This window comes from Sphaerisporangium krabiense (assembly GCF_014200435.1).
Classification (GTDB): Bacteria; Actinomycetota; Actinomycetes; order Streptosporangiales; family Streptosporangiaceae; genus Sphaerisporangium; species Sphaerisporangium krabiense.
Genome location: NZ_JACHBR010000001.1, coordinates 2,377,011 through 2,399,222, shown reverse-complemented (window position 1 = coordinate 2,399,222; position 22,212 = coordinate 2,377,011). Strand labels below are relative to the sequence as shown.

Annotated in this window: 24 protein-coding genes, 1 tRNA gene and 1 pseudogene; 13 read left to right on the top strand and 13 right to left on the bottom strand. The window is 71.0% G+C overall.

Annotation, left to right across the window (positions count from 1 at the left end):
* The first annotated feature begins 170 nt into the window (after positions 1 to 170).
* The 3 genes from BJ981_RS10485 to BJ981_RS10475 are packed head-to-tail and all read left to right on the top strand — an operon-like array spanning position 171 to position 2,697.
* Entirely contained in the window at positions 171 to 1,049 is an 879-nt protein-coding gene (locus BJ981_RS10485) for an ABC transporter substrate-binding protein (RefSeq protein ID WP_184610336.1), read from the top strand.
* Complete coding sequence (locus BJ981_RS10480) at positions 1,046 to 1,939, top strand: amino acid ABC transporter permease (protein ID WP_239139352.1); 894 nt, start codon at positions 1,046 to 1,048, stop codon at positions 1,937 to 1,939. Before BJ981_RS10485 ends, BJ981_RS10480 begins: the two co-directional genes overlap by 4 nt.
* Positions 1,936 to 2,697, top strand: coding sequence for an amino acid ABC transporter ATP-binding protein (locus tag BJ981_RS10475; protein ID WP_372436932.1), 762 nt, complete (start codon positions 1,936 to 1,938; stop codon positions 2,695 to 2,697). The genes BJ981_RS10480 and BJ981_RS10475 overlap by 4 nt, the downstream gene beginning before the upstream one ends.
* Before the next feature lie 28 nt (positions 2,698 to 2,725).
* On the opposite strand, the gene BJ981_RS10470 is transcribed toward BJ981_RS10475, so the two are convergent.
* Positions 2,726 to 4,036, bottom strand: a complete 1,311-nt coding sequence (locus BJ981_RS10470; protein ID WP_184610334.1) for an MATE family efflux transporter — start codon at positions 4,034 to 4,036, stop codon at positions 2,726 to 2,728.
* Positions 4,037 to 4,349: 313 nt separating this feature from the next.
* Here BJ981_RS10470 and dnaB point away from each other — a divergent pair, with 313 nt between their 5' ends.
* Together dnaB and soxR are read left to right on the top strand one after the other, a co-directional pair.
* On the top strand, positions 4,350 to 5,705 hold the full coding sequence (gene dnaB / locus BJ981_RS10465; RefSeq protein WP_239139351.1) for a replicative DNA helicase: 1,356 nt from the start codon (positions 4,350 to 4,352) through the stop codon (positions 5,703 to 5,705).
* Positions 5,706 to 5,805: 100 nt separating this feature from the next.
* Positions 5,806 to 6,255, top strand: a pseudogene (soxR, locus tag BJ981_RS10460) (redox-sensitive transcriptional activator SoxR); the annotation flags it as partial.
* An 8-nt stretch (positions 6,256 to 6,263) separates the two neighbouring features.
* On the opposite strand, the gene BJ981_RS10455 reads toward soxR, so the two are convergent.
* The 6 genes from BJ981_RS10455 to BJ981_RS10430 all read right to left on the bottom strand — a co-directional run bounded on the left by BJ981_RS10455 (position 6,264) and on the right by BJ981_RS10430 (position 11,171).
* Positions 6,264 to 7,007: a metallophosphoesterase gene (locus BJ981_RS10455; protein WP_184610331.1), complete on the bottom strand. Its 744-nt coding sequence runs from the start codon at positions 7,005 to 7,007 to the stop codon at positions 6,264 to 6,266.
* Positions 7,008 to 7,020: 13 nt separating this feature from the next.
* Complete coding sequence (locus tag BJ981_RS10450; RefSeq protein WP_184610329.1) at positions 7,021 to 7,842, bottom strand: helix-turn-helix domain-containing protein; 822 nt, start codon at positions 7,840 to 7,842, stop codon at positions 7,021 to 7,023.
* 144 nt (positions 7,843 to 7,986) lie between these two features.
* Positions 7,987 to 8,739: an SDR family NAD(P)-dependent oxidoreductase gene (locus tag BJ981_RS10445; protein WP_184610328.1), complete on the bottom strand. Its 753-nt coding sequence runs from the start codon at positions 8,737 to 8,739 to the stop codon at positions 7,987 to 7,989.
* A gap of 73 nt (positions 8,740 to 8,812) precedes the next feature.
* Positions 8,813 to 9,394 (bottom strand): TetR/AcrR family transcriptional regulator, encoded by a 582-nt coding sequence (locus BJ981_RS10440; protein ID WP_184610326.1) that lies wholly within the window; start codon positions 9,392 to 9,394, stop codon positions 8,813 to 8,815.
* 81 nt (positions 9,395 to 9,475) lie between these two features.
* A complete protein-coding gene (locus tag BJ981_RS10435) occupies positions 9,476 to 10,249 on the bottom strand; it encodes an ABC transporter permease (protein WP_239139350.1) in 774 nt (257 codons plus the stop codon).
* A 10-nt stretch (positions 10,250 to 10,259) separates the two neighbouring features.
* Positions 10,260 to 11,171 carry an ABC transporter ATP-binding protein gene (locus BJ981_RS10430; RefSeq protein WP_184610324.1) on the bottom strand — a complete coding sequence of 304 codons (912 nt, stop codon included), beginning with the start codon at positions 11,169 to 11,171 and terminating at the stop codon, positions 10,260 to 10,262.
* Between the two features lie 132 nt (positions 11,172 to 11,303).
* Here BJ981_RS10430 and BJ981_RS10425 point away from each other — a divergent pair, with 132 nt between their 5' ends.
* The 3 genes from BJ981_RS10425 (at position 11,304) to dnaN (ending at position 14,619) form a co-directional block, all read left to right on the top strand.
* Complete coding sequence (locus BJ981_RS10425; protein WP_184610322.1) at positions 11,304 to 12,803, top strand: sensor histidine kinase; 1,500 nt, start codon at positions 11,304 to 11,306, stop codon at positions 12,801 to 12,803.
* Complete coding sequence (locus BJ981_RS10420; protein ID WP_184610320.1) at positions 12,800 to 13,453, top strand: LuxR C-terminal-related transcriptional regulator; 654 nt, start codon at positions 12,800 to 12,802, stop codon at positions 13,451 to 13,453. Before BJ981_RS10425 ends, BJ981_RS10420 begins: the two co-directional genes overlap by 4 nt.
* Positions 13,454 to 13,524: 71 nt before the next feature.
* Complete coding sequence (gene dnaN, locus BJ981_RS10415; RefSeq protein WP_184610318.1) at positions 13,525 to 14,619, top strand: DNA polymerase III subunit beta; 1,095 nt, start codon at positions 13,525 to 13,527, stop codon at positions 14,617 to 14,619.
* A gap of 21 nt (positions 14,620 to 14,640) precedes the next feature.
* On the opposite strand, the gene BJ981_RS10410 is transcribed toward dnaN, so the two are convergent.
* From BJ981_RS10410 to upp, 6 genes are all read right to left on the bottom strand, one after another.
* On the bottom strand, positions 14,641 to 15,330 hold the full coding sequence (locus tag BJ981_RS10410; protein WP_184610316.1) for a FadR/GntR family transcriptional regulator: 690 nt from the start codon (positions 15,328 to 15,330) through the stop codon (positions 14,641 to 14,643).
* A 104-nt stretch (positions 15,331 to 15,434) separates the two neighbouring features.
* On the bottom strand, positions 15,435 to 16,772 hold the full coding sequence (locus BJ981_RS10405; protein WP_184610314.1) for a helix-turn-helix domain-containing protein: 1,338 nt from the start codon (positions 16,770 to 16,772) through the stop codon (positions 15,435 to 15,437).
* A 132-nt stretch (positions 16,773 to 16,904) separates the two neighbouring features.
* The gene (locus tag BJ981_RS10400) at positions 16,905 to 17,432 is read right to left on the bottom strand and encodes a PH domain-containing protein (protein ID WP_184610312.1); all 528 of its coding nucleotides are present in this window, start codon (positions 17,430 to 17,432) and stop codon (positions 16,905 to 16,907) included.
* A gap of 7 nt (positions 17,433 to 17,439) precedes the next feature.
* Entirely contained in the window at positions 17,440 to 17,598 is a 159-nt protein-coding gene (locus tag BJ981_RS10395; protein WP_184610310.1) for a hypothetical protein, read from the bottom strand.
* Between the two features lie 115 nt (positions 17,599 to 17,713).
* Positions 17,714 to 17,932 (bottom strand): three-helix bundle dimerization domain-containing protein, encoded by a 219-nt coding sequence (locus BJ981_RS10390; protein WP_184610308.1) that lies wholly within the window; start codon positions 17,930 to 17,932, stop codon positions 17,714 to 17,716.
* 188 nt (positions 17,933 to 18,120) lie between these two features.
* Entirely contained in the window at positions 18,121 to 18,759 is a 639-nt protein-coding gene (gene upp / locus BJ981_RS10385; RefSeq protein WP_184610305.1) for a uracil phosphoribosyltransferase, read from the bottom strand.
* Positions 18,760 to 18,937: 178 nt separating this feature from the next.
* Here upp and BJ981_RS10380 point away from each other — a divergent pair, with 178 nt between their 5' ends.
* The 5 genes from BJ981_RS10380 (at position 18,938) to BJ981_RS10360 (ending at position 22,189) form a co-directional block, all read left to right on the top strand.
* Complete coding sequence (locus BJ981_RS10380; RefSeq protein ID WP_184610303.1) at positions 18,938 to 19,426, top strand: tRNA adenosine deaminase-associated protein; 489 nt, start codon at positions 18,938 to 18,940, stop codon at positions 19,424 to 19,426.
* A gap of 17 nt (positions 19,427 to 19,443) precedes the next feature.
* Complete coding sequence (locus tag BJ981_RS10375; RefSeq protein WP_184610301.1) at positions 19,444 to 19,935, top strand: tRNA adenosine deaminase-associated protein; 492 nt, start codon at positions 19,444 to 19,446, stop codon at positions 19,933 to 19,935.
* Positions 19,936 to 20,009: 74 nt separating this feature from the next.
* Positions 20,010 to 20,444 (top strand): tRNA adenosine(34) deaminase TadA, encoded by a 435-nt coding sequence (tadA, locus tag BJ981_RS10370; protein ID WP_184615882.1) that lies wholly within the window; start codon positions 20,010 to 20,012, stop codon positions 20,442 to 20,444.
* A gap of 72 nt (positions 20,445 to 20,516) precedes the next feature.
* Positions 20,517 to 20,606 (top strand) — tRNA-Ser (locus BJ981_RS10365).
* 158 nt (positions 20,607 to 20,764) lie between these two features.
* Positions 20,765 to 22,189, top strand: a complete 1,425-nt coding sequence (locus tag BJ981_RS10360; protein WP_184610300.1) for a tyrosine-type recombinase/integrase — start codon at positions 20,765 to 20,767, stop codon at positions 22,187 to 22,189.
* Positions 22,190 to 22,212: the final 23 nt, after the last annotated feature.

Below are 22,212 nucleotides of genomic sequence, written 5' to 3'. Positions count from 1 at the left end.
GGGGCCCTCCGGCTTTCCCGGGCGGCCTCCGGGGCGGGGCGCCCCCGCCGTGCCGGGTGGGGCGCAGGAACAGTATGGTTTCAGCATCAATGGCCTGGTATGGGCGAATCTTTGGTCACCGATATCCTGAGCGACGAATTCGCTCGTCAGGACCCCCTCTGGAGGCGTGAATGCTCCGTCCCTCGATGCTGCCGGTGCTCGGCGCGCTCGCGATGGTGGTGGTGGCATGCGCTCCGGCCGACGACACCACCTCCGCGTCCGGCTCGCCGTCCTCGGCCGCGCCCTCGGCGTCGGCCTCCTGCGCCAAGGACCAGCTCAAGCTGCTCAAGCCCGGCACGCTGACCATCGGCACCGACAAGCCCGCCTACGAGCCCTGGTTCAAGGACGACGATCCGTCCACCGGCGAGGGCTTCGAGAGCGCCGTCGCCTACGCGGTGGCGGGCAAGCTCGGCTTCGCCAAGACCGAGGTCGCCTGGACGGTCGCCCCCTTCAACTCCGCGTTCGCCCCCGGCGCCAAGCAGTTCGACTTCGACGTCAACCAGGTGTCCATCACCCCGGCGCGCGCCAAGGCCGTCGACTTCAGCGACGGCTACTACACGGTCAAGCAGGCCGCGGTCGCGCTGAACGGCTCCAAGTACGCCACCCCGGGCTCGCTGGCCGACCTCAAGGACGCCAAGATCGGCGTCCAGGTCGGCACGACGTCCCTCACGGCCGTCAAGAGCGCCATCCAGCCGACCGCCCAGCCGAACGTCTACAACGAGCAGATCGACGCCGTGAACGCCCTGAAGAACAAGCAGGTCGACGTCCTGGTGGTGGACCTGCCGACCGCGTTCTACGTCACCGCGGCGCAGGTCGAGGGCTCGAAGATCGTCGGCCAGTTCGGCAGCGACCAGGGCGCCGCCGAGCAGTTCGGCCTGGTCTTCCAGAAGGGCAGCGCGCTGGTGCCGTGCGTCAACGCGGCGATCGGCGAGCTGCGCTCCACCGGCGAGCTGGCGAGCATCGAGACCCGGTGGCTCGGCTCCGCGGCCGGGGCCCCGGACCTGAAGTGAGCCACCCCGGCGAGTCGCCGGGCCCGCTCGCGGCGGACACCGCCGGCGTGCCCGGCGCCTGGGTGAAGAGCGAGCGCCAGCGGGAACGCGAGCGCCTGCGCCGGCGCCGCGAGGTACGGTCCGGCTCGGTCGCGTCGGTCTCCACGGTCGTCTTCGTCGTGCTCGTGATCTGGGTGGTCACCGCCTCGCCGGGCTGGCCACGGGTCAAGGAGACCTTCTTCGACGCCGAGCGGTTCGCCGACGCCTTCCCCGACGTGCTGTCCGGCTTCCTGCTCAACATCAAGATCTTCCTGATCGCCGAGCCGCTGATCCTCATCGTGGGCCTGCTGGTGGCCCTCGTCCGCACCGTGCGCTCGCCGCTGTTCTTCCCGCTGCGCGCCCTGGCCGTGCTCTACACCGACGTCTTCCGCGGCATACCGACGATCCTGATCATCTACCTGGTCGGGTTCGGCCTGCCCGCGCTCGAACTGCGGGGCATGCCGTCCGACCTCGCCGTTCTCGGCATCATCGCGCTGACGCTGTCGTACGGCGCCTACGTGGCCGAGGTGTTCCGGGCCGGCATCGACTCGGTGCACCCGAGCCAGCGCGCCGCCGCCCGGTCCCTGGGCCTGACCCACGCCCAGTCCATGCGGTTCGTGGTGCTGCCCCAGGCCGTGCGCAGGGTCGTGCCGCCCCTGCTCAACGACTTCGTCTCCCTGCAGAAGGACACCGCCCTGGTCGCGACGATCGGGCCGCTGGAGGCGCTGCGCCAGGCGCAGATCCACGCGGCCGACACCTTCAACTACACCCCCTACCTGGCCGCCGCGCTGCTGTTCATCGCGCTCACCGTCCCGATGGCCCGCTTCACCGACTACCTGGCGGCCAGGTCCCAGAGGCGGCGGGGCGCGTGAGCGGCACGGACGCGGGCGAGGTCCTGCGCGTCGCGGGGGTCTGGAAGCACTACCACCGGCACAGCGTGCTGCGCGGCGTGGACCTGTCGGTGGACTCCCACGAGGTGGTCTGCCTGATCGGCGCCTCCGGCTCCGGCAAGTCCACGCTGCTGCGGTGCGTCAACCTCCTGGAGACCGTGGACGACGGCACGATCCACCTCGACGGGGACGAGATCACCGACGTGCGGACGGATCCCGACCAGGTGCGCAAGCGCATCGGCATGGTCTTCCAGTCCTACAACCTCTTCCCGTCCATGACCGTGCTCGGCAACATCACGCTCGCGCCGAGGAAGGCGCACGGCGTGGCCAGGGCACAGGCGGAGGAGGAGGCCCGCGAGCTGCTGGCCCGGTTCGGCCTGGCCGACAAGGCCGGGGCCTACCCCGACCGGCTGTCGGGCGGCCAGCAGCAGCGCGTGGCCATCATCCGCGCCCTCGCCACCCGGCCGCGCCTGCTCCTGCTGGACGAGGTGACCTCCGCCCTCGACCCCGCCCTGGTGGGCGAGGTGCTCGACATCATCCGCGAGCTCAAGACGACGGGCATGACGATGGTGCTGGCCACGCACGAGATGGGGCTGGCGCGCGACATCGCCGACAAGGTGTGCTTCCTGGACGGGGGCGTCCTGCTGGAGCAGGGGCCGCCCGAGCGGTTCTTCAGCGAGCCCTGCGAGCCCCGCACCCGCGAGTTCCTCAGGCGCGTGCTGGAGGCCAGGCGCCTCTGAACGCGGCCGGACTCCGGTGACGCTCGGCCTAGGCTCCCGTGACGAGCCAGGCGCGGCCGTACGCGCGCGCTCCCAGGGTGAGCAGCCGGGCCGCCATCCACACCCCGAGCGCCAGCCACAGCGCCACCAGGCCGCCTCCGGTGTGGACGACGGCGTACGCGGCGGGCAGGTAGGCCGCCGTGGTGAGCGCGGACGCCCAGGCGAGGAAGCGCCGGTCGCCCGCCCCGATCAGCACCCCGTCCAGGACGAACACCACGCCCGCGACCGGCTGGAGCGCCGCCACCACCCACAGCACCGACACCAGCGCGGCGGCCACGGCCGGATCGGCGTCGAACAACCCGGGGAGTACCGGGCGGGCCAGCGTGATCACCACGCCCAGGACGACGCCGTAGCCCACGCCCCAGATCACCATGGTGCGGGTGGCCGACCGGGTCAGGTGGACGTCCCCGGCGCCGAGCGCCCGCCCGGTGATCGCCTGGCCGGCGATCGCGATCGCGTCGAGCGCGAAGGCCGTCAGCGTCCAGATCTGCGTGGCGATCGCGTGCGCGGCCAGCGGCGCGTCCCCCATGCGGGTGGCGACCACCGTGGCGACGATCAGCACGACCCGCATGCACACCGTGCGGATCAGCAGCGCGATCCCGGCCGTCCCCGAGTCGCGGATCCCCGCGGGGTCGGGCCGCATCGGCACGTGGTGCTCCCGTGCCGCCCTGACCACCACCAGGACGTAGACGACGGCCCCGAGCGCCTGGGCCAGCACGGTGCCCCAGGCCGACCCGGCGATGCCCCAGTGCAGGACGAGCACGAACACGGCGTTGAGCAGGGCGTTGAGCGCGAAGGAGCCGACGGAGACGGCCAGCGGCGTGACCGTGTCCTGGAGCCCCCGCAGGACGCCCGTCCCGGCCAGGATGACGAGCATGGCGGGCGTGCCGAGCAGGCTGACGCGCAGGTACGTCACGGCCTGGGCGGAGACCTCGGGGGAGGCGCCGAACAGCTCGACGATCCAGGGGGCGAGCGGCCAGCCCGCCGCGATCAGCACGACGCCGATGCCGGCGGCCAGCCACAGTCCGTCGACGCCGCGCTTGACGGCCCGCGGCAGGTCGCCCGCGCCCACCTGCCGTGCCACGGCGGCGGTCGTGCCGTACGCGAGGAAGACGCAGACGCTGACCAGCGAGGTGAGCGCGGCGCCGGCGACGCCGAGCGCGCCGAGGGCGCCGGTGCCGAGGCGGCCGACGATGGCGTAGTCGGCGAGAATGAACAGCGGCTCGGCCACCAGGGCGCCGAAGGCGGGGACGGCCAGCCGGAGGATCTCCCGGCCGCCGACGCGAGGGGTAAGAGCCACTCGCCTATTTTGCCCCTTACGTCCCCGTCGCTTGTGTCCGGGGTCACCGTTCCCCGCGTGTCACACCGAGCTTTCTTTCTTCCACAGCTCGTGGACAGTGTTTTCCCTGCTCATGCGGGGGTGTGTGCAGAGGGGTGCTGGTTATCCACAGAGTTGTCCCCAGCGTGCCCACATGTCGTGCCCGGAAGTCCACACGTTATCCACAGCTCATCCACACCGTTGTCTACAGCATGCGTTGCCGGTTCTCGCGGAACCGGCGAAACTGTCACCCCGGCTACTTCGGGGGGCCGGGAACACGCGAGGAGGGCGCCAGGTGAGCAGTGAGATCGCACCTGCCTTCGACACCCCCTTCGAACGCACACCTCCGAGCAACATCGAGGCCGAGCAGTCCGTGCTGGGCGGCATGCTCCTGTCCAAGGACGCCATCGCCGACGTCGTCGAGGTCCTGCGCGCCGACGACTTCTACCGGCCCGCCCACCAGATCATCTACGACGCCGTCCTCGACCTCTACGGGCGCGGCGAGCCCGCCGACTCCGTCACGATCTTCAACGAGCTGACCCGGCGCGGCGAGCTCGGCCGCGTCGGCGGCGGCGCCTACGTCCACACCCTCACCAACGTCGTCCCCACCGCCGCCAACGCCGGCTACTACGCCAAGATCGTCCGAGAGCAGGCGGTGCTGCGCCGGCTCATCGAGGCCGGCACCCGCATCGTCTCCTACGGCTACGGCGGCCACAACGAGGACGTCGACGACCTGGTCGACCGCGCCCAGGCCGAGATCTACGCGGTCACCGACCGCCGCACCAGCGAGGACTACCGCCCCCTCTCCGAGATCATGCCAGGAGCCCTTGACGAGATCGAGGCCATCGGCAGCCGCAGCGGCCAGATGACCGGCGTCCCCACCGGCTTCCAGGACCTCGACGCCCTCATGAACGGCCTCCACCCCGGCCAGATGATCGTCGTGGCGGCACGCCCGGCGATCGGTAAAAGTACCCTGGGTCTGGATTTCGCGAGGTCTGCTGCGATTCGTCACCATATGACCACCGTGGTGTTCTCGCTGGAAATGTCGCGGAACGAGATCACGATGCGCCTGTTGTCGGCGGAGGCTCGGGTGAGTCTGCAGACCATGCGGTCGGGGACGATGAACGATGACGACTGGACGCGGCTCGCGCGGCGGATGAGCGAGGTGGCCGAGGCGCCGTTGTTCATCGACGACTCGCCGAACATGTCGATGATGGAGATCCGTGCCAAGTGCCGGCGGCTGAAGCAGCGGCATGACCTGCGGTTCGTCATCGTCGACTATCTCCAGCTCATGAGCTCGCCGAAGCGGACCGAGAGCCGTCAGCAGGAGGTGTCGGAGATCTCGCGTGCGCTGAAGCTGCTCGCCAAGGAGCTGGAGGTGCCCGTGATCGCCATCTCCCAGCTCAACCGTGGTCCGGAACAGCGCACCGACAAGCGCCCCCAGGTGTCCGACCTGCGCGAGTCCGGAAGCATCGAGCAGGACGCCGACGTGGTGATCCTCCTGCACCGTGAGGACGCCTACGAGCGGGAGTCGCCGCGGGCGGGCGAGGCCGACCTGATCGTGGCCAAGCACCGTAACGGGCCGACCGCCACGGTGACCGTCGCCTTCCAGGGACACTACAGCCGCTTCGTGGACATGGCCCCGCACTGATCCGCGGGCTGACCCGACGATGTCGTGGCGGGCGTGGGGCAGGTCCCCCGGACCTCAAGTAACCTTGAGGTCAAGCGAGGGGAAGCGGAGCGTGTCTGACATGTCGGATTCGGCGGCGCCGCGGGGGCCGGAGCTCAGCGTGGGCGAGCTCGCCGCGCGGAGCGGGGTCAATGTCTCCGCGTTGCACTTCTACGAGAAGCAGGGGCTGATCAGCAGCCGTCGTACGACCGGGAACCAGCGGCGGTACCGGCGTGACATGCTGCGCCGGGTGGCGCTGATCCGCATGGCGCAGCGCGTCGGCATCCCCCTCGCGGACATCGCCGAGGTGCTCTCCCTGTTCCCGCCGGACCACATCCCCACCCGCGCGGACTGGCAGCGGATGTCGGAGCACTGGCGCGAGGAGCTGGACGAGCGCATGCGCCGGCTCCAGCAGCTCCGCGACGACTTCACCGACTGCATCGGCTGCGGGTGCCTGTCGATCGACCGGTGCCCGGTGATCAACCCCGGCGACGAGCTCGGACGGCAGGGCCCGGGGCCGCGCAGGCTGCTGAAGGGCTCTCAGAGCACGACGCGCGCGTGCGTCGTCAGCCGGCCGTCGCCGGACAGCATGTGCAGCGCGAACCCCGGCGGCATGTCGAACGACAGCGGCGGCATGGCCGCCGACTCCTGCGGCAGCAACGCCTGCGAGGCGACGCCCGGCGCGACGTAGACCGGGCGCCCGGCGAACGTCGTCGCGGCCGCGGTGTGCGCGTGCCCGACCAGGACGCCCGCCACCCGCGGGTGGGCCCGGACCAGTTCCTCCAGACGCTCGGGCTCCAGCAGGCCGATCTCGTCGACGTACGGGATGGCGACGGGCACGGGCTGGTGGTGCATGCCGATCAGCACCGGACCGGGGGCCGCGCCGAGCACCCCGGCCAGCCAGCGCAGCGTCCCGTCCTCCAGACGGCCCTCGTTCCGGCCGGGGACGCTGGAGTCGCACAGCGCGACGGTGACGTCGCCCACCTGGAGGACCTGGTCGACGGGCTCGGCGCCGCCGGAGGCCTCGCCGAGGAACACCTTGCGGAACTCGGCCCTGCTGTCGTGGTTCCCCGGGCAGACGATCGAGGGGTAGGGGAAGCGCAGCAGCTCGCGGGCGATCTCGTACTCGTCCGCGGCGCCGTGGTCGGCGATGTCGCCGGTGACGAGCACGGCGTCGATCGGGCCCGCGAGCCGGGAGACGTGGCGGACGACCCGTTCGGTCCGTTCCACGCTCCGGGGCGAGCCGTCTATGTGGACGTCGCTGACGTGGGCGAGCGTGATCATAGGGTCGAGGATGTCACAGCGCCGCCGGGGACGTCCGCGCGGCCGACCTGAGGACTTCGGCGGTCCGCCGGTCGGCGGGGAAGAACGACTCGATGGCCAGTTCCGCCAAGGTGATGTCGAGCGGCGTGCCGAAGGTGGCGATCGTGCTGAAGAACGCCAGCTCGCCGGCGTCGTGGCGCAGGCGCAGCGGCACCACCAGCTCGCCCGCCCCGGCGAGCTCGGCCTCCTCCGGCTCCGGCTGGTCGCAGGGGTAGGCCCGGATCTCGGCGTACAGGGCCTCCAGCTCGGGGTCGGCGCTGAAGGCGATCTGGCGGCGCAGCCGCCCGAGCAGGTGGGAGCGCCATTCGCCGAGGTTGACGATGTGCGGGGCGAGGCCCTTCGGGTGCATGCTGGCCCGCAGCACGTTCGCGGGCGCGGCCAGCAGCTCCGGGTCCACGAGCGAGGTGAGCAGCCCGAGGCTCACGTTGCCCTCGACGAGGTTCCAGCGGCCGTCCACCACGACCGCCGGGTACGGCTCGTGTCCGGCGAGGATCTGCCGGAGCGCCGTGCGCACGGCGGTCATCCGCGGCGCGTCCAGCGTGGTCTCGGAGAACTCCGGCGCGAACCCGGCGGCGAGCAGCAGGCGGTTGCGCTCGCGCAGCGGCAGGTCCAGCTCCTCCGCGAGGTGCAGGACCATGTCGCGGCTCGGCTTGGACCTTCCGGTCTCCAAGAAGCTGAGGTGCCGGGTGGAGATGTCGGCCTGGATCGACAGGTCGAGCTGGCTGAGCCGGCGGTGCTCGCGCCACTGGCGCAGGAGCTCGCCTACGGGCCGCCGGGAGAGCGCCGTGGTCGTCATGACGTGAGGTTATGCGGGACGGCGGCCGGTGCGCGATTACGCGGCAGGTAACCGGCGGCGTTCCCTCGGCGGAGCCGTCCGCCCGGGGCTCACGCCGTGCGGAGCCGCGTGGTCCCGGGGCAGGCGGTCCGCACGGGTTCGGGGTCAGGCGGTGGAGCCGCCGTCGAGGACCAGGTCGGTGCCGACGGCGAAGCCGGCGCCGTCGGACGCGAGCCAGAGGACGCCGGAGGTGATCTCGTCCAGCTTCCCGACCCGGCCGATGGGGAGCTCGCGCCTGACGCGCTCGGCGCGGTCGTCCTCGGTCTCGCCGGGGCGCATGGACATCGGCGTGTCGTGCGGGCCGGGGCTCACCGTGTTGACGCGGATCCCGTGCCGGGCGTACTCCTTGGCCGCCGTGCGGGTGAGGGCGGTGACGGCGGCCTTGGACGCGGCGTACGCGCCGAGGCCGGGGATCCGGATGTGCGCTCCGAGCTGGGACGACACGTTGATGATCACACCGGATCCCGTGCGGAGCATGGCGGCGATCTCGTGCTTCATGGACAGCATGACGCCGGTGACGTTGGTGTCGAGCGTCCGCGCCCAGTCGTCCTCGTCGATGTCGGCGACCTCGGCCTTGAACAGCACGCCCGCGTTGTTGACGGCGATGTCCAGCCTGCCGTACCGGCGGACGATCTCGTCGACGAGCTCGCGGACCTCCTGCGAGCGGGTCACGTCGGCGGGGATGGCGGCGCCGTGGCCGCCGTCGGCCTCGATGAGCTTGACGGTGTGGTCCAGTGGGCCGCGGCGGCGGCCGGTGACGACGACCTGGGCGCCTTCCCTGGCGAACCCGAGCGCGACCGCGCGGCCGATGCCCGATCCGGCGCCGGTGATCAGCACCACTTTGTCCTTGAATCTCATGTCCTGCCCCTTCTGTACATTGACCGTTCGTTCCAGAATTCGACCATGCGTCGGCAGTGCGCCCTGAGAAGGATCAGTCCAGCAGCGACAGCGCCTGCGCGGCCGCGTCGCGCAGGCGCGCGGGGTCGGGCGAGGCCTTGCCCACGAGCCGCAGGCCCTGCATGAACACCAGCAGGAACCGCGCCAGCGCCACCGGATCCCTGCCCTCCGGCAGCTCGCCGAGCGCGCGGGCGCGGATGAGCGCGGAGGTCAGCGCGGTCTCGATCGCCGTCCAGTTGCCCTCGACGAACCGCGAGACCTCGGCGTCGCCGGGCAGCATCTCGGCCGCCGCGTTGACCACCAGGCAGCCGAGCCCCGCCCGCGCGCCGCACGACTGCTCGGCGTACAGCTCGACCAGCGCGCGGACGGCGGGCAGCGGAGAGCCGGGCTGGGAGACCAGCTCGATCGGGGAGGGGGCGCGCGTCTGGATGTAGCGACGCAGGGCCTTCATGTAGAGCTCGTGCTTGCCGCCGAAGGTCGCGTACAGGCTGGCCCGGCCGATGCCGAGCCGTGCCACCAGGTCCGCCATGGACGTCGCCTCGTAGCCCCGCTCCCAGAACAGCTCGAGGGCCGCCTGGAGCGCGGTGTCCGGATCGAACTCCTTCGTGCGCGCCATGCCGCCGACATTATCAGAACGATCGTTTCAGAAAGAGGCCCGGGTACGGCCGGCCCCGTCCGCCGTACCCGGACCGGTCTGTCACTCCCAGCGGAACGCGCGGACGCCGAGCGCGGTGGCGCCCACCGCCCACACCGCGAGGACGACGAGGTGGAGCGCCTCGGGCGTGGCGCCCGCCCAGGCGTCCCGCATGGCCTGCCCGAAGGCGCCCGTCGGGGTGAAGTCGCCGATCTTCCGCAGGATGTCCGGCATCAGCTCGCGCGGCACCCACATGCCGGCCAGGAACAGCAGCGGGAACGTCACCACCGACCCGATGCCGCCGGCGGCGCGGCTGCTCGGCACGACCGCGGCCAGGCACAGGCCGAGCCCGAACAGCCCGCACACGCCCAGCAGGAACGTCAGCGCGAACAGGGGGAACCGGCCGGGCACGTGCGTGCCGAACGCCAGAGCGCCCGCCACGATCATCAGGATCACGGCGACGACCGACGTCGCCAGGTTCAGCAGGAGCTGGGTCAGCAGCAGCGACCGGGGCGCGACGGGCGTCACGGACATCCGGCGCAGCACGCCGCGCTCCCGGTACACCGCGAGCGCCGCCGGGATGGCGGAGAACGCGGAGATCATGACGGACAGCACGATCATCATCACCGGCAGGTGGGTGTCCACGACACGCTCACCGCCGAGGCTCGGGTCCGGGTCGCGGAACCCCGGGATCGCGTTGCCGAGGATCAGCAGCAGGCCCAGAGGCAGCGCGAGCGTGAAGAACGTCGTGAGCGGTTCCCGCAGGTAGAGCTTGGTCTCGGTCCATAGGAGCGTGCGCAGGGCGCCATGTGGCGCCGAGGAGGTGGTGGCCGGCATGAGAGGTCTCCTAGGAGTGGTCGGTGGCCGCGCGGCCGGTGATGGCGAGGAACGCGTCGTCGAGCGTCGCCCGCTCCACGTGCAGCCCCAAGGGGACGATGCGCCGCTCCGCCAGCGCGGTCGTGACGGCCAGCAGCACGCCTTCGCCGCCGGTGACCGTGACGTTCTCGCCGTCGCGGACGACCCGCGAGACCTCGCCGGCCGACCGCAGCGCCTCGTCGGCGTCCGGCGGGCAGCGGAAGGTGACGCGCTGCGCGCCGTCCAGCCGCCCGATCAGCCCCGCCGGCGTGTCGAGGGCGGCGACGCGGCCCCCGTCGATCACGGCGAGCCGGTCGCAGAGCCGCTCGGCCTCCTCCATGAAGTGGGTGACCAGGACGATCGTGACCCCGCGCGCCCTGACCTGCTCGATCAGCTCCCACGTCTCCCGGCGCGCGTGCGGGTCGAGGCCGGTGGTCAGCTCGTCCAGGATCGCGACGCGCGGCGCCCCGACGAGGGCGAGCGCGATCGACAGCCGCTGCCGCTGCCCGCCGGACAGCTTGGCGAACGCCGTGTCCCGCTTGGCGCCGAGGCCGACCTCCTCCAGCAGTTCCTCCCACGGCGCGGGGCGCCGGTAGAACGACGCGTACAGCCGCAGCGCCTCGTGCACCCGGATCTTGTCGGGCAGGGTGCAGTCCTGGAGCTGCACGCCGACCCTGCGCCGCAGCTCGGCGCGGTCGTCGCGGGGGTCGAGGCCGGTGACACGGATCGTGCCGCCGTCGGGGACGCGCAGGCCGGACAGGCATTCGACCGTCGTCGTCTTGCCCGCGCCGTTCCTCCCGGCCACGCCGAAGATCTCACCCTCCTCGACCGCGAAGGACACGTCCTCGACGGCCACCTGCGATCCGTACCGTTTGCGCAGGTTGGTGATCTCGATGATTGCCATGCGTTCGACCGTAGGAATCGCGGTGTGTGTTCGGAATGCACCTGAGGTCCGAGCGGGGGTGTACCTAGGTACACCTTTGCCGGGCACCCAGCGCCACTACGAACCACGGCGGAGGTGAAGCAGACTGAACCCATGATTCTGCGCACGCTGACCGGTGTCGCCAAGGGTCTGGCCCTGTTCGGGCTGGCCCTGTGGCAGCTGTGGCGGCTCGCCATCGCGGTCGTGGCCTTCACGCTGACCTTCGGCCTCGGGATGGTCTTCGTGTTCCCGGCGAGCGTGCGCATTGTCCGCGGGCGTACGGCCGAGGCGCGCAGGATCGCCGCCAGGTGGTCCGGAGTGGAGATCGCCACGCCGTACCGCCCGGCGCCGCCGCCTCCCGTGCCCCAGGCGGACGGCTGGTACCGCGAGGGACGGCAGCTCTACCGCACGTCCATGGTCCCCCTCTTCAATCGCACGCTGGACTGGATGGTCAAGGACCCGGCCACCTGGCGCGACCTCGCCTGGCTCGCGGCCGAGCCGGTGGTGGGCGGCCTCATCGCCCTGTCGCCGCTGCTGCTGGCCGGGTACGGCGTGCTCCTCGCGAGCACCTGGCAGCCGTTCCAGGTGCTGGCCGGGCTGGTCCTCGTGGTGGCCGGCGTGCTGGTGGCCCCTCGGGTGCCCTGGCTGCACGGACGGTGGACGCGGTCGCTGCTGGCCCCCACGCGCAGGGCCCTGCTCGCCAACGAGGTCCGCCACCTCACCCAGTCCCGCACCCAGGCCGTCGACGCGCAGGCCGCCGAGCTGCGGCGCATCGAACGCGACCTGCACGACGGCGCCCAGGCGCGGCTGGTGGCGATCGGCATGATGCTCGGCGCGGCCGAGGAGATCGTGGAGTCCGACCCGCAGGCGGCCAAGGCGCTGATCGTGAAGGTGCGCGAGGCGTCGGCGGCCTCGCTGATCGAACTGCGCCGGCTCGTCCGCGGCATCCACCCGCCGGTCCTCGCCGAGCGCGGCCTCGGCGACGCGATACGCGCCCTCGCGCTGGACAGCCCGCTGAAGGCCGAGGTGAGCGTCGACCTCCCGGCCCGCGCCGAGGCGCCGGTCGAGTCGGCGGCGTACTTCGTGGTCAGCGAGCTGCTGGCCAACGCGGGCCGGCACTCGGGCGCGGACGCGGTGACGATCGACGTCAGCCACCGGGGCCCCGCCCTGCGCGTCACCGTCACCGACGACGGCCACGGCGGGGCCGACCCCTCCCGGGGCAGCGGCCTTCGCGGCATCGAGCGCAGGCTGGCCGCCTTCGACGGCGTCCTCGCGCTGAACAGCCCGGCCGGCGGCCCCACCACCGCGATCGTGGAGATCCCCCGGGCGTTCCCGGGCGTGGCCGGGGAGAACGCGGTCCCCCGCTGGAAGATCCGGCTGATGTCGATCTGCTACGGGCTGTTCTGGCTCCCGCTGTTCCCGCAGGGCCTCGTCACCATGGGCTTCAAGATCTTCGGTAGTGAGAACAGAAGCTGGTTCCTCGCGCTCTACCTGCCCGAGGCCCTCCAGTGGCCCACCATGGTCGCGATGGTCGTCCTGGGTGGTGGCATGGTTCTGTACGGCAAGTCCGTGTCGGACCGGATCAAGGACGCCGAAGGGAGGGGCTGCGGGTGAGGGTCGTCCTGGCCGAAGACCTCTACCTGCTCAGGGACGGCCTGGTTCGGCTGCTCCAGGCCCACGGGTTCGAGATCGTGGCGGCGGTGGAGTCCGGGCCCGAGCTGCTGAAGGCCCTGCTCGACGAGCGGCCCGACGTGGCGGTCGTGGACGTCCGCCTGCCGCCCACCTTCACCGACGAGGGTCTGCAGGCGGCGCTCGCGGCCCGGCGTTCCATCCCCGGCCTGCCGGTGCTCGTCCTGTCCCAGCACGTGGAGCAGTTGTACGCCCGCGAGCTGCTCGCCGACGGCAGCGGGGGCGTCGGCTACCTGCTCAAGGACCGGGTGTTCAACGCCGGCCAGTTCGTGGACGCCGTGCGCAGGGTCGCCTCCGGCGGCACGGCGATGGACCCCGACGTGATCGCCAGGCTGCTGGCCAGCAACGCCGGCAACGAGCCGCTCGGACGGCTCACCCCGCGCGAGCGCGAGGTGCTGGAACTCATGGCGGAGGGCCGCTCCAACGCCGCCATCGCGCAGCGGCTGTTCCTCAGCGAGAGCGCCGTGTCCAAGCACACCGCGAACATCTTCGCCAAGCTGGACCTGGCGGCCTCCGACGACGACAACCGCAGAGTGCTGGCCGTGCTCGCCTACCTCAACGGCACCCGGGGCTGACCGCGCCCCGGTAAATGTCACCCCCAGACGCTACCGTTCAAGGACGGACGTTTCGAAGGGGGTGGATCACGGTGAAGTTCCAGGTGACCCGCGATGTCCTGGCCGACGCGGTGGCCTGGACGGCCCGCACGCTGCCGGGCCGTCCCGCCGTGCCCGCGTTGTCCGGCATCCTGCTCGACGCGCTGGACGGCGGCCTCACGCTGTCGGCGTTCGACTACGACGTCTCCGCGCGCGCCTCGATCGAGGCGGACGTCGCCGAGCCGGGCACGACGCTGATCCCGGGCCGGGTACTCGCCGAGATCACCAAGAGCCTGCCCGACCAGCCGGTGCAGATCGCCACCTCGGGCTCTGAGGTCATGCTGACCTGCGGCGGCGCCGAGTTCGGGCTGCTCACGATGCCCGTCGAGGACTTTCCGACGTTGCCCGCGATGCCCGAGAAGGCGGGCGCGGTCGGCGGCGGGGTCTTCGCCGCCGCGGTCGGTCAGGTCGCCGTGGCCGCCAGCCGCGACGCCTCGCTCCCCGTGCTCACCGGGGTCCGCGTCGACATCGACGGGGACGTCGTCTCGCTGGCCGCCACCGACCGCTACCGCATCGCCGCCCGCGAGTTCCTGTGGAGTTCGGCACGGCCGGAGCAGCGGGCCGCGGTCATCGTGCCCGCCAAGGTGATGGTGGAGGTCGGCCGCACGTTGCGCGCCGGCGAGGTGTCCATCGGCCTCGGCGAGGGCATCGCCGGGTTCGAGTGCGCCGACCGGGTCACCACGGTCCGCCTCCTGGACGACCAGTTCAAGGACTACCGCTCGCGCCTCACCGACGACTTGTCGATCAGGGCGGGCGTCACGGTCGCGCCGTTCGTCGAGGCCGTCAAGCGCGTGGCGCTGGTCGCCGAGCACAACAGCGCGATCCGGCTGTCGTTCACGCAGGGACAGGTGCTGATCCAGGCGGGCGGCGGCGAGATCGGCCGCGGCGCGGAGGCGGTGGCCGCGGAGCTGGACGGCGAGGACATCCAGATCGCCTTCCAGCCGCACTACCTGCTCGACGGGCTCGCGGGCGTGGAGACCGAGAACGCCCGCCTCCACCTGGCCTCGCCGACCAGACCGGTGCTGATCACCGACGACGCGGACGACCCCGCGTTCCGTTACCTGGTGATGTCCCTGCGGCTGGGCTGAGCCCCACGGGGCCCGCCCAGGTCAGTCCAGCAGTTCCGAGGTGTCGCTGAGCGCGATCGCGATGTGCTCCATGCACGCGTGGCCGGCGCGCTCGGCGGCGGCCGCGTCGCCCGCCGCGATGGCCCGGGCGATGGCGTCGTGGGGGATGTGGCCGTTCTCCAGCGGAGCGCCCGCCGCGGCGATGCTCGCGCGCAGGGCCGCGGAGAAGTCCTTGTACAGCTCGATCAGCACGCGGTTGTGGGTGGCCTCCACCACCGCGACGTGGAAGGCCAGGTCGGCCTCGACGAAGGCCTCGACCTCGGCCTCGGCCCACGCCTGCTCCCTGCGGATCAGGGCGGCCTCGATCAGCTCGATGTCGCCCTTGGTCCGCCGGACGGCCGCGAGCTTGGCGGCCTCCACCTCCAGGGCACGGCGCACCTCAAGGATCTCCAGGTGCTCGGCCGCCCGCAGCCGCCGCGCCATCGCTCCCGACAGCTCGCTGGTGGCGCGGACGTAGGTGCCGTCACCCTGCCGGCACTCCAGCAGGCCCGCGTGCGTGAGGGCGCGAACGGCCTCACGCACGGTGTTGCGGCCTACTCCGAGCTGCTCGGCGAGCACCGTCTCCGTCGGGATCTTGGCGTGCAGGTGCCAGGATCCCGAGGTGATCTGATCCTTCAGCTGCTCGATCACCTGGTCGACGAGCGAAGCCCGCTGCGCCGTACGCAGACTCACAGTCAGCCTCCTCCGGGAAACCAATCATCCGACGAGTCGGTGATTGGTTGAACTTGACTAACCCGGAGTCTACCCGTCGAAGCGTCGGACTGAGCGAGGGAGGGTCACCGTGCGAAGACCGCGGACGTCACGGCTCCGGCCACGGTCGACCGCACGCCGACCGCCTCCAGCGCCTTACGATACGCGGCCGTCTGCTGGGGGCGCCTGCCCGCCCGTCCCCAGAGATCGCCGAGCTCCCGCCAGACCGCCGCGACCTGCCGTCCGGTGAACGCCCCGACCTGCGGGGCCTCCTCCAGCAGCGCGCCCGCGCGTTCCAGAGTCGCCTCCAGACTGCCGTCGGACCGTGCCAAAGCGACATCGGCCAGCACCAGGTGCGCCAGGGCGGCGGTGGTGCACGGCTCCTCCGCGAGCCGCGTCAGCGCCTGCCTGGCGAGCTCCTCCGCACGGCCGGCGTCGCCGGACCTGAGCCGCAGGCGAGCCAGGACGACCAGGCTGCGCGCGTGCTCCGCCGACTCGTCCGGCACCATGGCGAACACCGCGCCGGCCCGTGCCACCAGCTCGTCGACGCGACCGGAGTCGCTGACGGCCTTGGCGGCGCCGACCTCGGCCCAGCGCATGGCGACCCGCGCCATCTGGAGCGCGATCCGCGCCGGCCGGCCGGCCGACAGGGCGTCGTCGGCGAAGTGCACCGCGAGCGCGGAGTCCTCGCCTTCCGCCGCCGAGATGCTGGCCTGCCACAGCGACAGGATCTCGGTGGTGCGGTCCTCCGGCACGGGCACGCCGGTCGAGGCCAGCACCTGCTCGACGTACGGCAGGCCGATCTCGGCCTCGGCGAGCGCCGCGGCGAGTTCGACGGCGACCTCACCGTGGAACAGTGACAGTTCCATTACCTGTGCCAGCGCCTCGGCGCCGAGGTCACGCGCCCGCATGAGATCCCCGGCCTTTTGGTAACACCGGCATAGCGCGACGGTAAGAGGAACGTCCGCCAGACGTTCCGGGTGCGCGGCGGCTTCGCGGCGCAGGCGCTCGTACGCCTCCACCGCGCGGCCGATCTTGCCCTGGGCCTCCAGAGCGCGCGCCCGCCCGAGCCGGGCGTGCGCGGCGAGCAGCGCGTTGTCCTCGCCTGCGGCCTTGACGATGTCGCCGAACCGGTCGGCGGCCAGGGCCGGATCTCCGTGGTAAAGCTCCAGCTCGGCATGGCGAAGGCCGAGCTCGGTGTCGATCCGCTGGCGCGGCTCTATGCCGTGCAGCAGGAACTCGGTGGTGCAGCCCAGGCGCTCCGCGAGCAGACGGGCCACCACCGGCGTAGGCGTACGCTTGCCGGACTCGATGAGAGAGACATAACTGTCGGATAGGTCGGGTCCCGCCAACTGGGCCTGAGACATTCGCCTGCTCAGCCGCAGTCCGCGGACGCGATCACCGATGGTTCCCTGACTCGGCATGTGATCTCTTAGGGCGGGGATATGGTCAATGGTTCCGCCATGATGGCACGAAGGAGCCGAATCGGGTATACCCACGTCAAGAATCCCGAGGCGAAGTGTGTCTCACGCCTCGGGATTCAGGACGAAAGTGGACTAATCATCGTCGTCAGAACCGGGAAACAGCATCTGACAGACCTCCAGGTACAAGGTCTCGGGATACGGAATGAAGGGGACGGTCGACAGCGCCTGATCTTGACCCGCCGACTCCAGGACGAACTCGCCGTATCCGAGCATGCGGCCCAGCAGGGAACGCTGGAAGCTCATGTCCGTGACCTTGCCCAGAGGCATCATGTCGACGCGGCGGGTTATGAGCCCTCGTGTCAACAGCATGCGTTTGGACGTCACCACAAAGTAGTCAACCGACCACTCCGCCACTTTCCATACGAAGCGGACCAATAAGAGGAGCCAGGCCCACCAGACGATGACGAGCGCCTGCGAGCCCTGGTTCTCTCCGAGCCACTTGCTCAGCAGCCCCGCGAGGACCAGGCCGCCGAAGACCTCGGCGACCGGCCGCAACAGGACGGCCGGATGGCGCCGCACCATGATGACTTGGTGTTCTTGGGGGAGAAGGTAACGGTTGACCGACGACGGAGCAGAGTCTCCGTGGGTCACCAGCCTCATGTCAGCCTCATGTCAGCTTCGTGAAGAATAGCGCCAGCGAATCCGCGGCATTCACCACAGTGTCCATTGCTCCCTTGACCGCGCTTGCCGCGTCAGCCGGTCTGGTGAACAGGTAGAAAGCCACAAACGCGATGGCTGCGTACGTTAGAACCTTCTTGACCTGCACTGCCGCCTCCGATTACCACTCACCCACTGCACCCACCGTATACATTACCCAGCCGTCAGGCTCGGTAAAGCGCATCCGGACCCCTCAGTCTTTAGGGGTCTGGATGTGACCCGCGTCACTCCCGCTCGGTGGCGACCGTCGCCAGCACTTGAAGGTGCTTGCGCGCGATGCGCTCCACGAGACCCGGGTACGCGTAACCAGTGACCTCCATCGCACCGTGGTGAGCCGCTTCGATGCAGCGTGCCACCGTCGCGGCCGGATGAACCCCGGCGAACTCGACCTTAAGCACGGTCTCGACCTGTGTATAGGCGTCAATCTCCGGCCGCTGGTCCATGGGCTCTCCCCAGTGCGCGTCCCGCGGCACCGGGTGCCGGGGAACACAATGACATCGTCATCACCGTGTGTACCCACTGAAACACAGTATGTAACTAGACGTGTGTCAACCAGAGGAAGAAGAAGGAAAAGGATTCGGACGACTCTGATGACCTAGAGGCACGAGGGGGCTCGAACGCCCCAAGAGAGTCAGACGACCCCGTACAGGCGGTCGCCGGCGTCTCCGAGCCCCGGGACGATGTAGCCGAGCTCGTTCAGCCGCTCGTCCAGAGCGGCCGTCACCACGCGCACCGGGGCCGCCGAGTCGGTGAAGACGCTCTCCAGGTAGGCCAGGCCCTCCGGCGCGGCGAGCAGGCAGATGGCCGTGACGTCCTCGGCGCCCCGCTCGAACAGCAGCCGGATCGCCGCGGCCAGCGTGCCGCCGGTCGCGAGCATCGGGTCCAGCACGAAGCACTGGCGGCCGGACAGATCCTCCGGCAGGCGCGTCGCGTAGGTCTGCGCCTTGAGGGTGCCCTCGTCGCGCACCATGCCGAGGAAGCCCACCTCGGCCGTCGGCAGCAGACGGGCCATGCCGTCCAGCATGCCGAGTCCCGCCCGCAGGATCGGCACCACCAGCGGCGCCGGGCGCGCCAGCCGCACGCCGTCCGCGGGGGCGACAGGGGTGGTGACCGTCACGTCGGTGACCCTCACGTCGCGGGTCGCCTCGTAGGCGAGCAGCGTGACCAGCTCGTCCGCGAGACGGCGGAACGTCGGGGAGTCCGTGCGCTCGTCGCGGAGCGCGGTGAGCTTGTGCGCGACGAGCGGGTGGTCGACGACGAGGGTCTTCATGGTGGCCAACCGTAGCCGCTGGGGCCGGGTGAACGGTACGACCTGGTCGGAAACGGCCATCTCCCTACGGGCGGGCCCTGGTCACCCGTTTTTGATCACAATTTGCCCGACGGGCGTACGGGGACCCGACGATTCTGGGAGCATTGCCAACCGTACGAACCGCGTCGGTGGGGTGAAGATGACAGACGTAGACGCTCTTGACTTCGCCATCGTGGTCTATCGCGAGGACGACCGCTGGGAAGCCGAGATGTTGCCCGTGGGTCTGACGGCCGATCTGCACGGCCTGATCCACGCGCTTCGCCAGCAGCCGAGCATGGGTGCCACGATTGGCCTGGTCGCCGTTGGGGATGACTTCTTCGTGGCATTACGGGTGTTCGGCGAGCGCGTCGACGTCTTCCTCTCCGACATCACGGCGGCGTGGGACTGGCCCCTGGCCCAGCAGGTGCTCGAGTTCCTCGACGTTCCCGTCCCCGAGGAGGAGGAACTCGACATGGTCCTCCCCGCGGGAGACCTGTCGATCTTCGCCGACCTGGGGCTCGACGAGATGGAGCTCGGCGCGCTCTCCGGGGACCTCGAACTGCTGCCTGATGAGGTGCTGTCCAGCATCGCCGCCCGGCTCGGGTTCTCCCAGCCGTTTGAACGTGCCGTCGACTCAGCCATCGGCTGACCTCGGGAGCCCCGATCATGCCGTCGAGACCGTCCCGTAGCTCCTTGTTCGCCGCGGCCTTCGTCCGCATGCCCGACGGCTGGAACGGCGCCGAGGTGGACCTGGCGAACGTCGAGATCGCCGACGACCTCGGCGACGCCGTGCAGGACGCTCTCGGGCTGCAGGGCGACGAGCTCGCCCTGCTCTGCGTCGAGGTCGAGGACGAATGGTTCGCCCTGGTCCGGTACGAGGACGAGGGCGACCCGCGCGCCTTCCTCTCCGACGCGCACGCCGCGGCGGGCGACGCGCTCGGAGAGCTGTTCAACGAGCTGGCGGGCGTCGTGGTGCCGGACAAGGACGCCGACGTCGGGATCCGCCCCGCGGGCGACTTCGAGCTGCTGCGCGACCTCGGCGTCAGCGCCGAGGAGCTGCTGGAGCTGAGCATGGAGGAAGGGGTGCTCCCGGCGGACACCCTCTCGGTGATCGCCGAGAAGCTGTCGTTCGCCGACGAGCTGGACCGGCTGCGCTAGCCGCGCCCGGTCCCTCCCCGTGTCCGTCAGGGCGGACAATCGTTGCTGTGAGCCTGCCATCCTTCGAGGAGCCCATGCGGCTCGCGCTCGCCGAGGCCGTGCGTGCCGGGCGCCGCGGCGAGGTGCCCGTCGGCGCCGTCGTCCTCGGCCCGGACGGCGCCGTGCTGGCCGCCGCGGGCAACGAGCGCGAGGCCGCCGCCGACCCCACCGCCCATGCCGAGATCGTCGCGCTGCGCGGGGCCGCGCGGGCGCTCGGGGAGTGGCGGCTGTCCGGCTGCACGCTGGTCGTCACGCTGGAGCCGTGCACGATGTGCGCGGGCGCGGCCGTCCTCGCCCGTGTGGCCAGGATCGTCTACGGCGCCGTGGACGAGAAGGCGGGCGCGGCCGGCTCGCTGTGGGACGTCGTGCGGGACCGGCGGCTCAACCACCGTCCCGAGGTGCTCCTCGGAGTGCTCGCCGGGGACTGTTCGGCCGTCCTGGCGGACTTCTTCGCCGATCGGCGCCGGTGAACATCTCATCAATGCCGCATAACCGGCGACTGTCCGCACGAGCAGTGTCCAGGATCCGGTAGGCTGCTCGGCGGTGGAGTCGCCTAGTGGCCGAGGGCGCACGCCTCGAAAGCGTGTGATGGGGCAACTCATCCGTGGGTTCAAATCCCACCTCCACCGCCACTACAAGGGCCTCTGAGCTGCTAGAACTCGCTCAGAGGCCCTTCGCATTCAAGATCATTGCAGCACATTTACAGACATGATCTTGAATGCGCGTCCCGGTGGCGGTGGTGCCTACCCCTGATCAAAAGGGGTGCCAGATGGCAGCATGGATACGACGTTTGACCAGTAAGCACACCAGCCGGACCACCTTCCGCGTCTGCTGGCGCGAAGGCGGCGCACGCGACGGACGCGAGGACGGCGAGACCTGCGACACCGAGCGCATCGCCAAGAAGTTCAAGTCCAAGGTCGAGGCCGCCGGGGACCGGCGTCCCGCCGGCTACCCGAAGGGGTGCCGGGGGCTGGAGCTAGCCCCGGCCGAGCCCGAGCTGGAGACCTCTGCGGCGGGGCCCAGCCTCACGCAGGTCGTGTACGACTACCTCGCGTACCTGGGCAAGACGGGCAAGGCCGAGCCGCGCCAGGTCGCCGGGTACCGGCGGCTGTACGGCGGCCACGTCCGCGGCGCGATCGTCACCCTGGAGGACGACACCCGCGTGGGCCCGCTCGGCGGGCGGCCCGTCGCCGAGGTGACGACCGAGCTCGTCCAGGCGTGGGTGTTCTGGATGCGTGGCCGCACCTACTCGCGCAGGGGCGAGCGGATCCCCTACTCGCCCAAGACGATCTCCAACGTGCATGGGGGCGTGCTCAGCCCGGCGCTGTCCTGGGCGGCGCGCAAGGCCTCGATTCCGATCGAGGTGAACCCGTGCGTCGGGGTGATCCTCCCGGAGCGGCCGGGGCGGTCGGTGACGCTGGAGCAGGTGCCGACGGGCCTGGAGATCGCCGACTGGATCGCGATTGGGTATGAGGTGTCTCAGCTCGCCGGGGACATCCTGACCCTGGCGATGGGCACGGGGTTGCGCTGGGGCGAGATGATCGCGCTGCGGCCGTGTGACATCGACCTGCGGCGCAAGCTGCTTACCGTCGCCCAGGTCGTCAAGGAGGACGAGAGGCGGCGCAACTACCTCGCGCCGTACGCGAAGTCGGACGCCGGGCTGCGCACGATCCGGATCCCCGACAGTGTCGTGCTCATGCTCCGCCGCCGGACCAAGGACGTGCCCGCCCAGGGGCTGATCTTCACGGGCGCCCGTGGCGGGATCCTGAACAGCAGCGGCTGGCACCAGACCCACTGGTCCAAGGTCGTGGCCACGGCCCGCGAGCGGCAGATCCAGACGGCCGCGACCCCTCACAAGTTCCGGCACGCTCATGCCCTGGAGCTCCTCGGCGAGAACGTCAGCCTGGACACGGTCTCCAAGCGCCTCGGCCACGAGTCGATCACCGTGACCGCCGACATCTACGGCCACCTGTCGCCCGAGGCCGACGGGCGCGCGGCCGACGTCATCGACAGCGTCATGGCCGTCCCCCGCGACAGCGGCCCGGCGCCCGCCCCCGCGGGCGCGGCACTCGGCGTAGCCGTGCCCGCCGACGTCCTGGCGCTGGCCGAGGTCTACAGCAGGCTGTCGCCCGAGGCCGCCCGGCACGCCGCCGAGGTCATCGGCGCGCTGATGGCCACCGGCCCGGCCGCCCGCCCCACCGTCGTCACGGCCTGACCGCCGCCCCGCGGGCGGCGCGC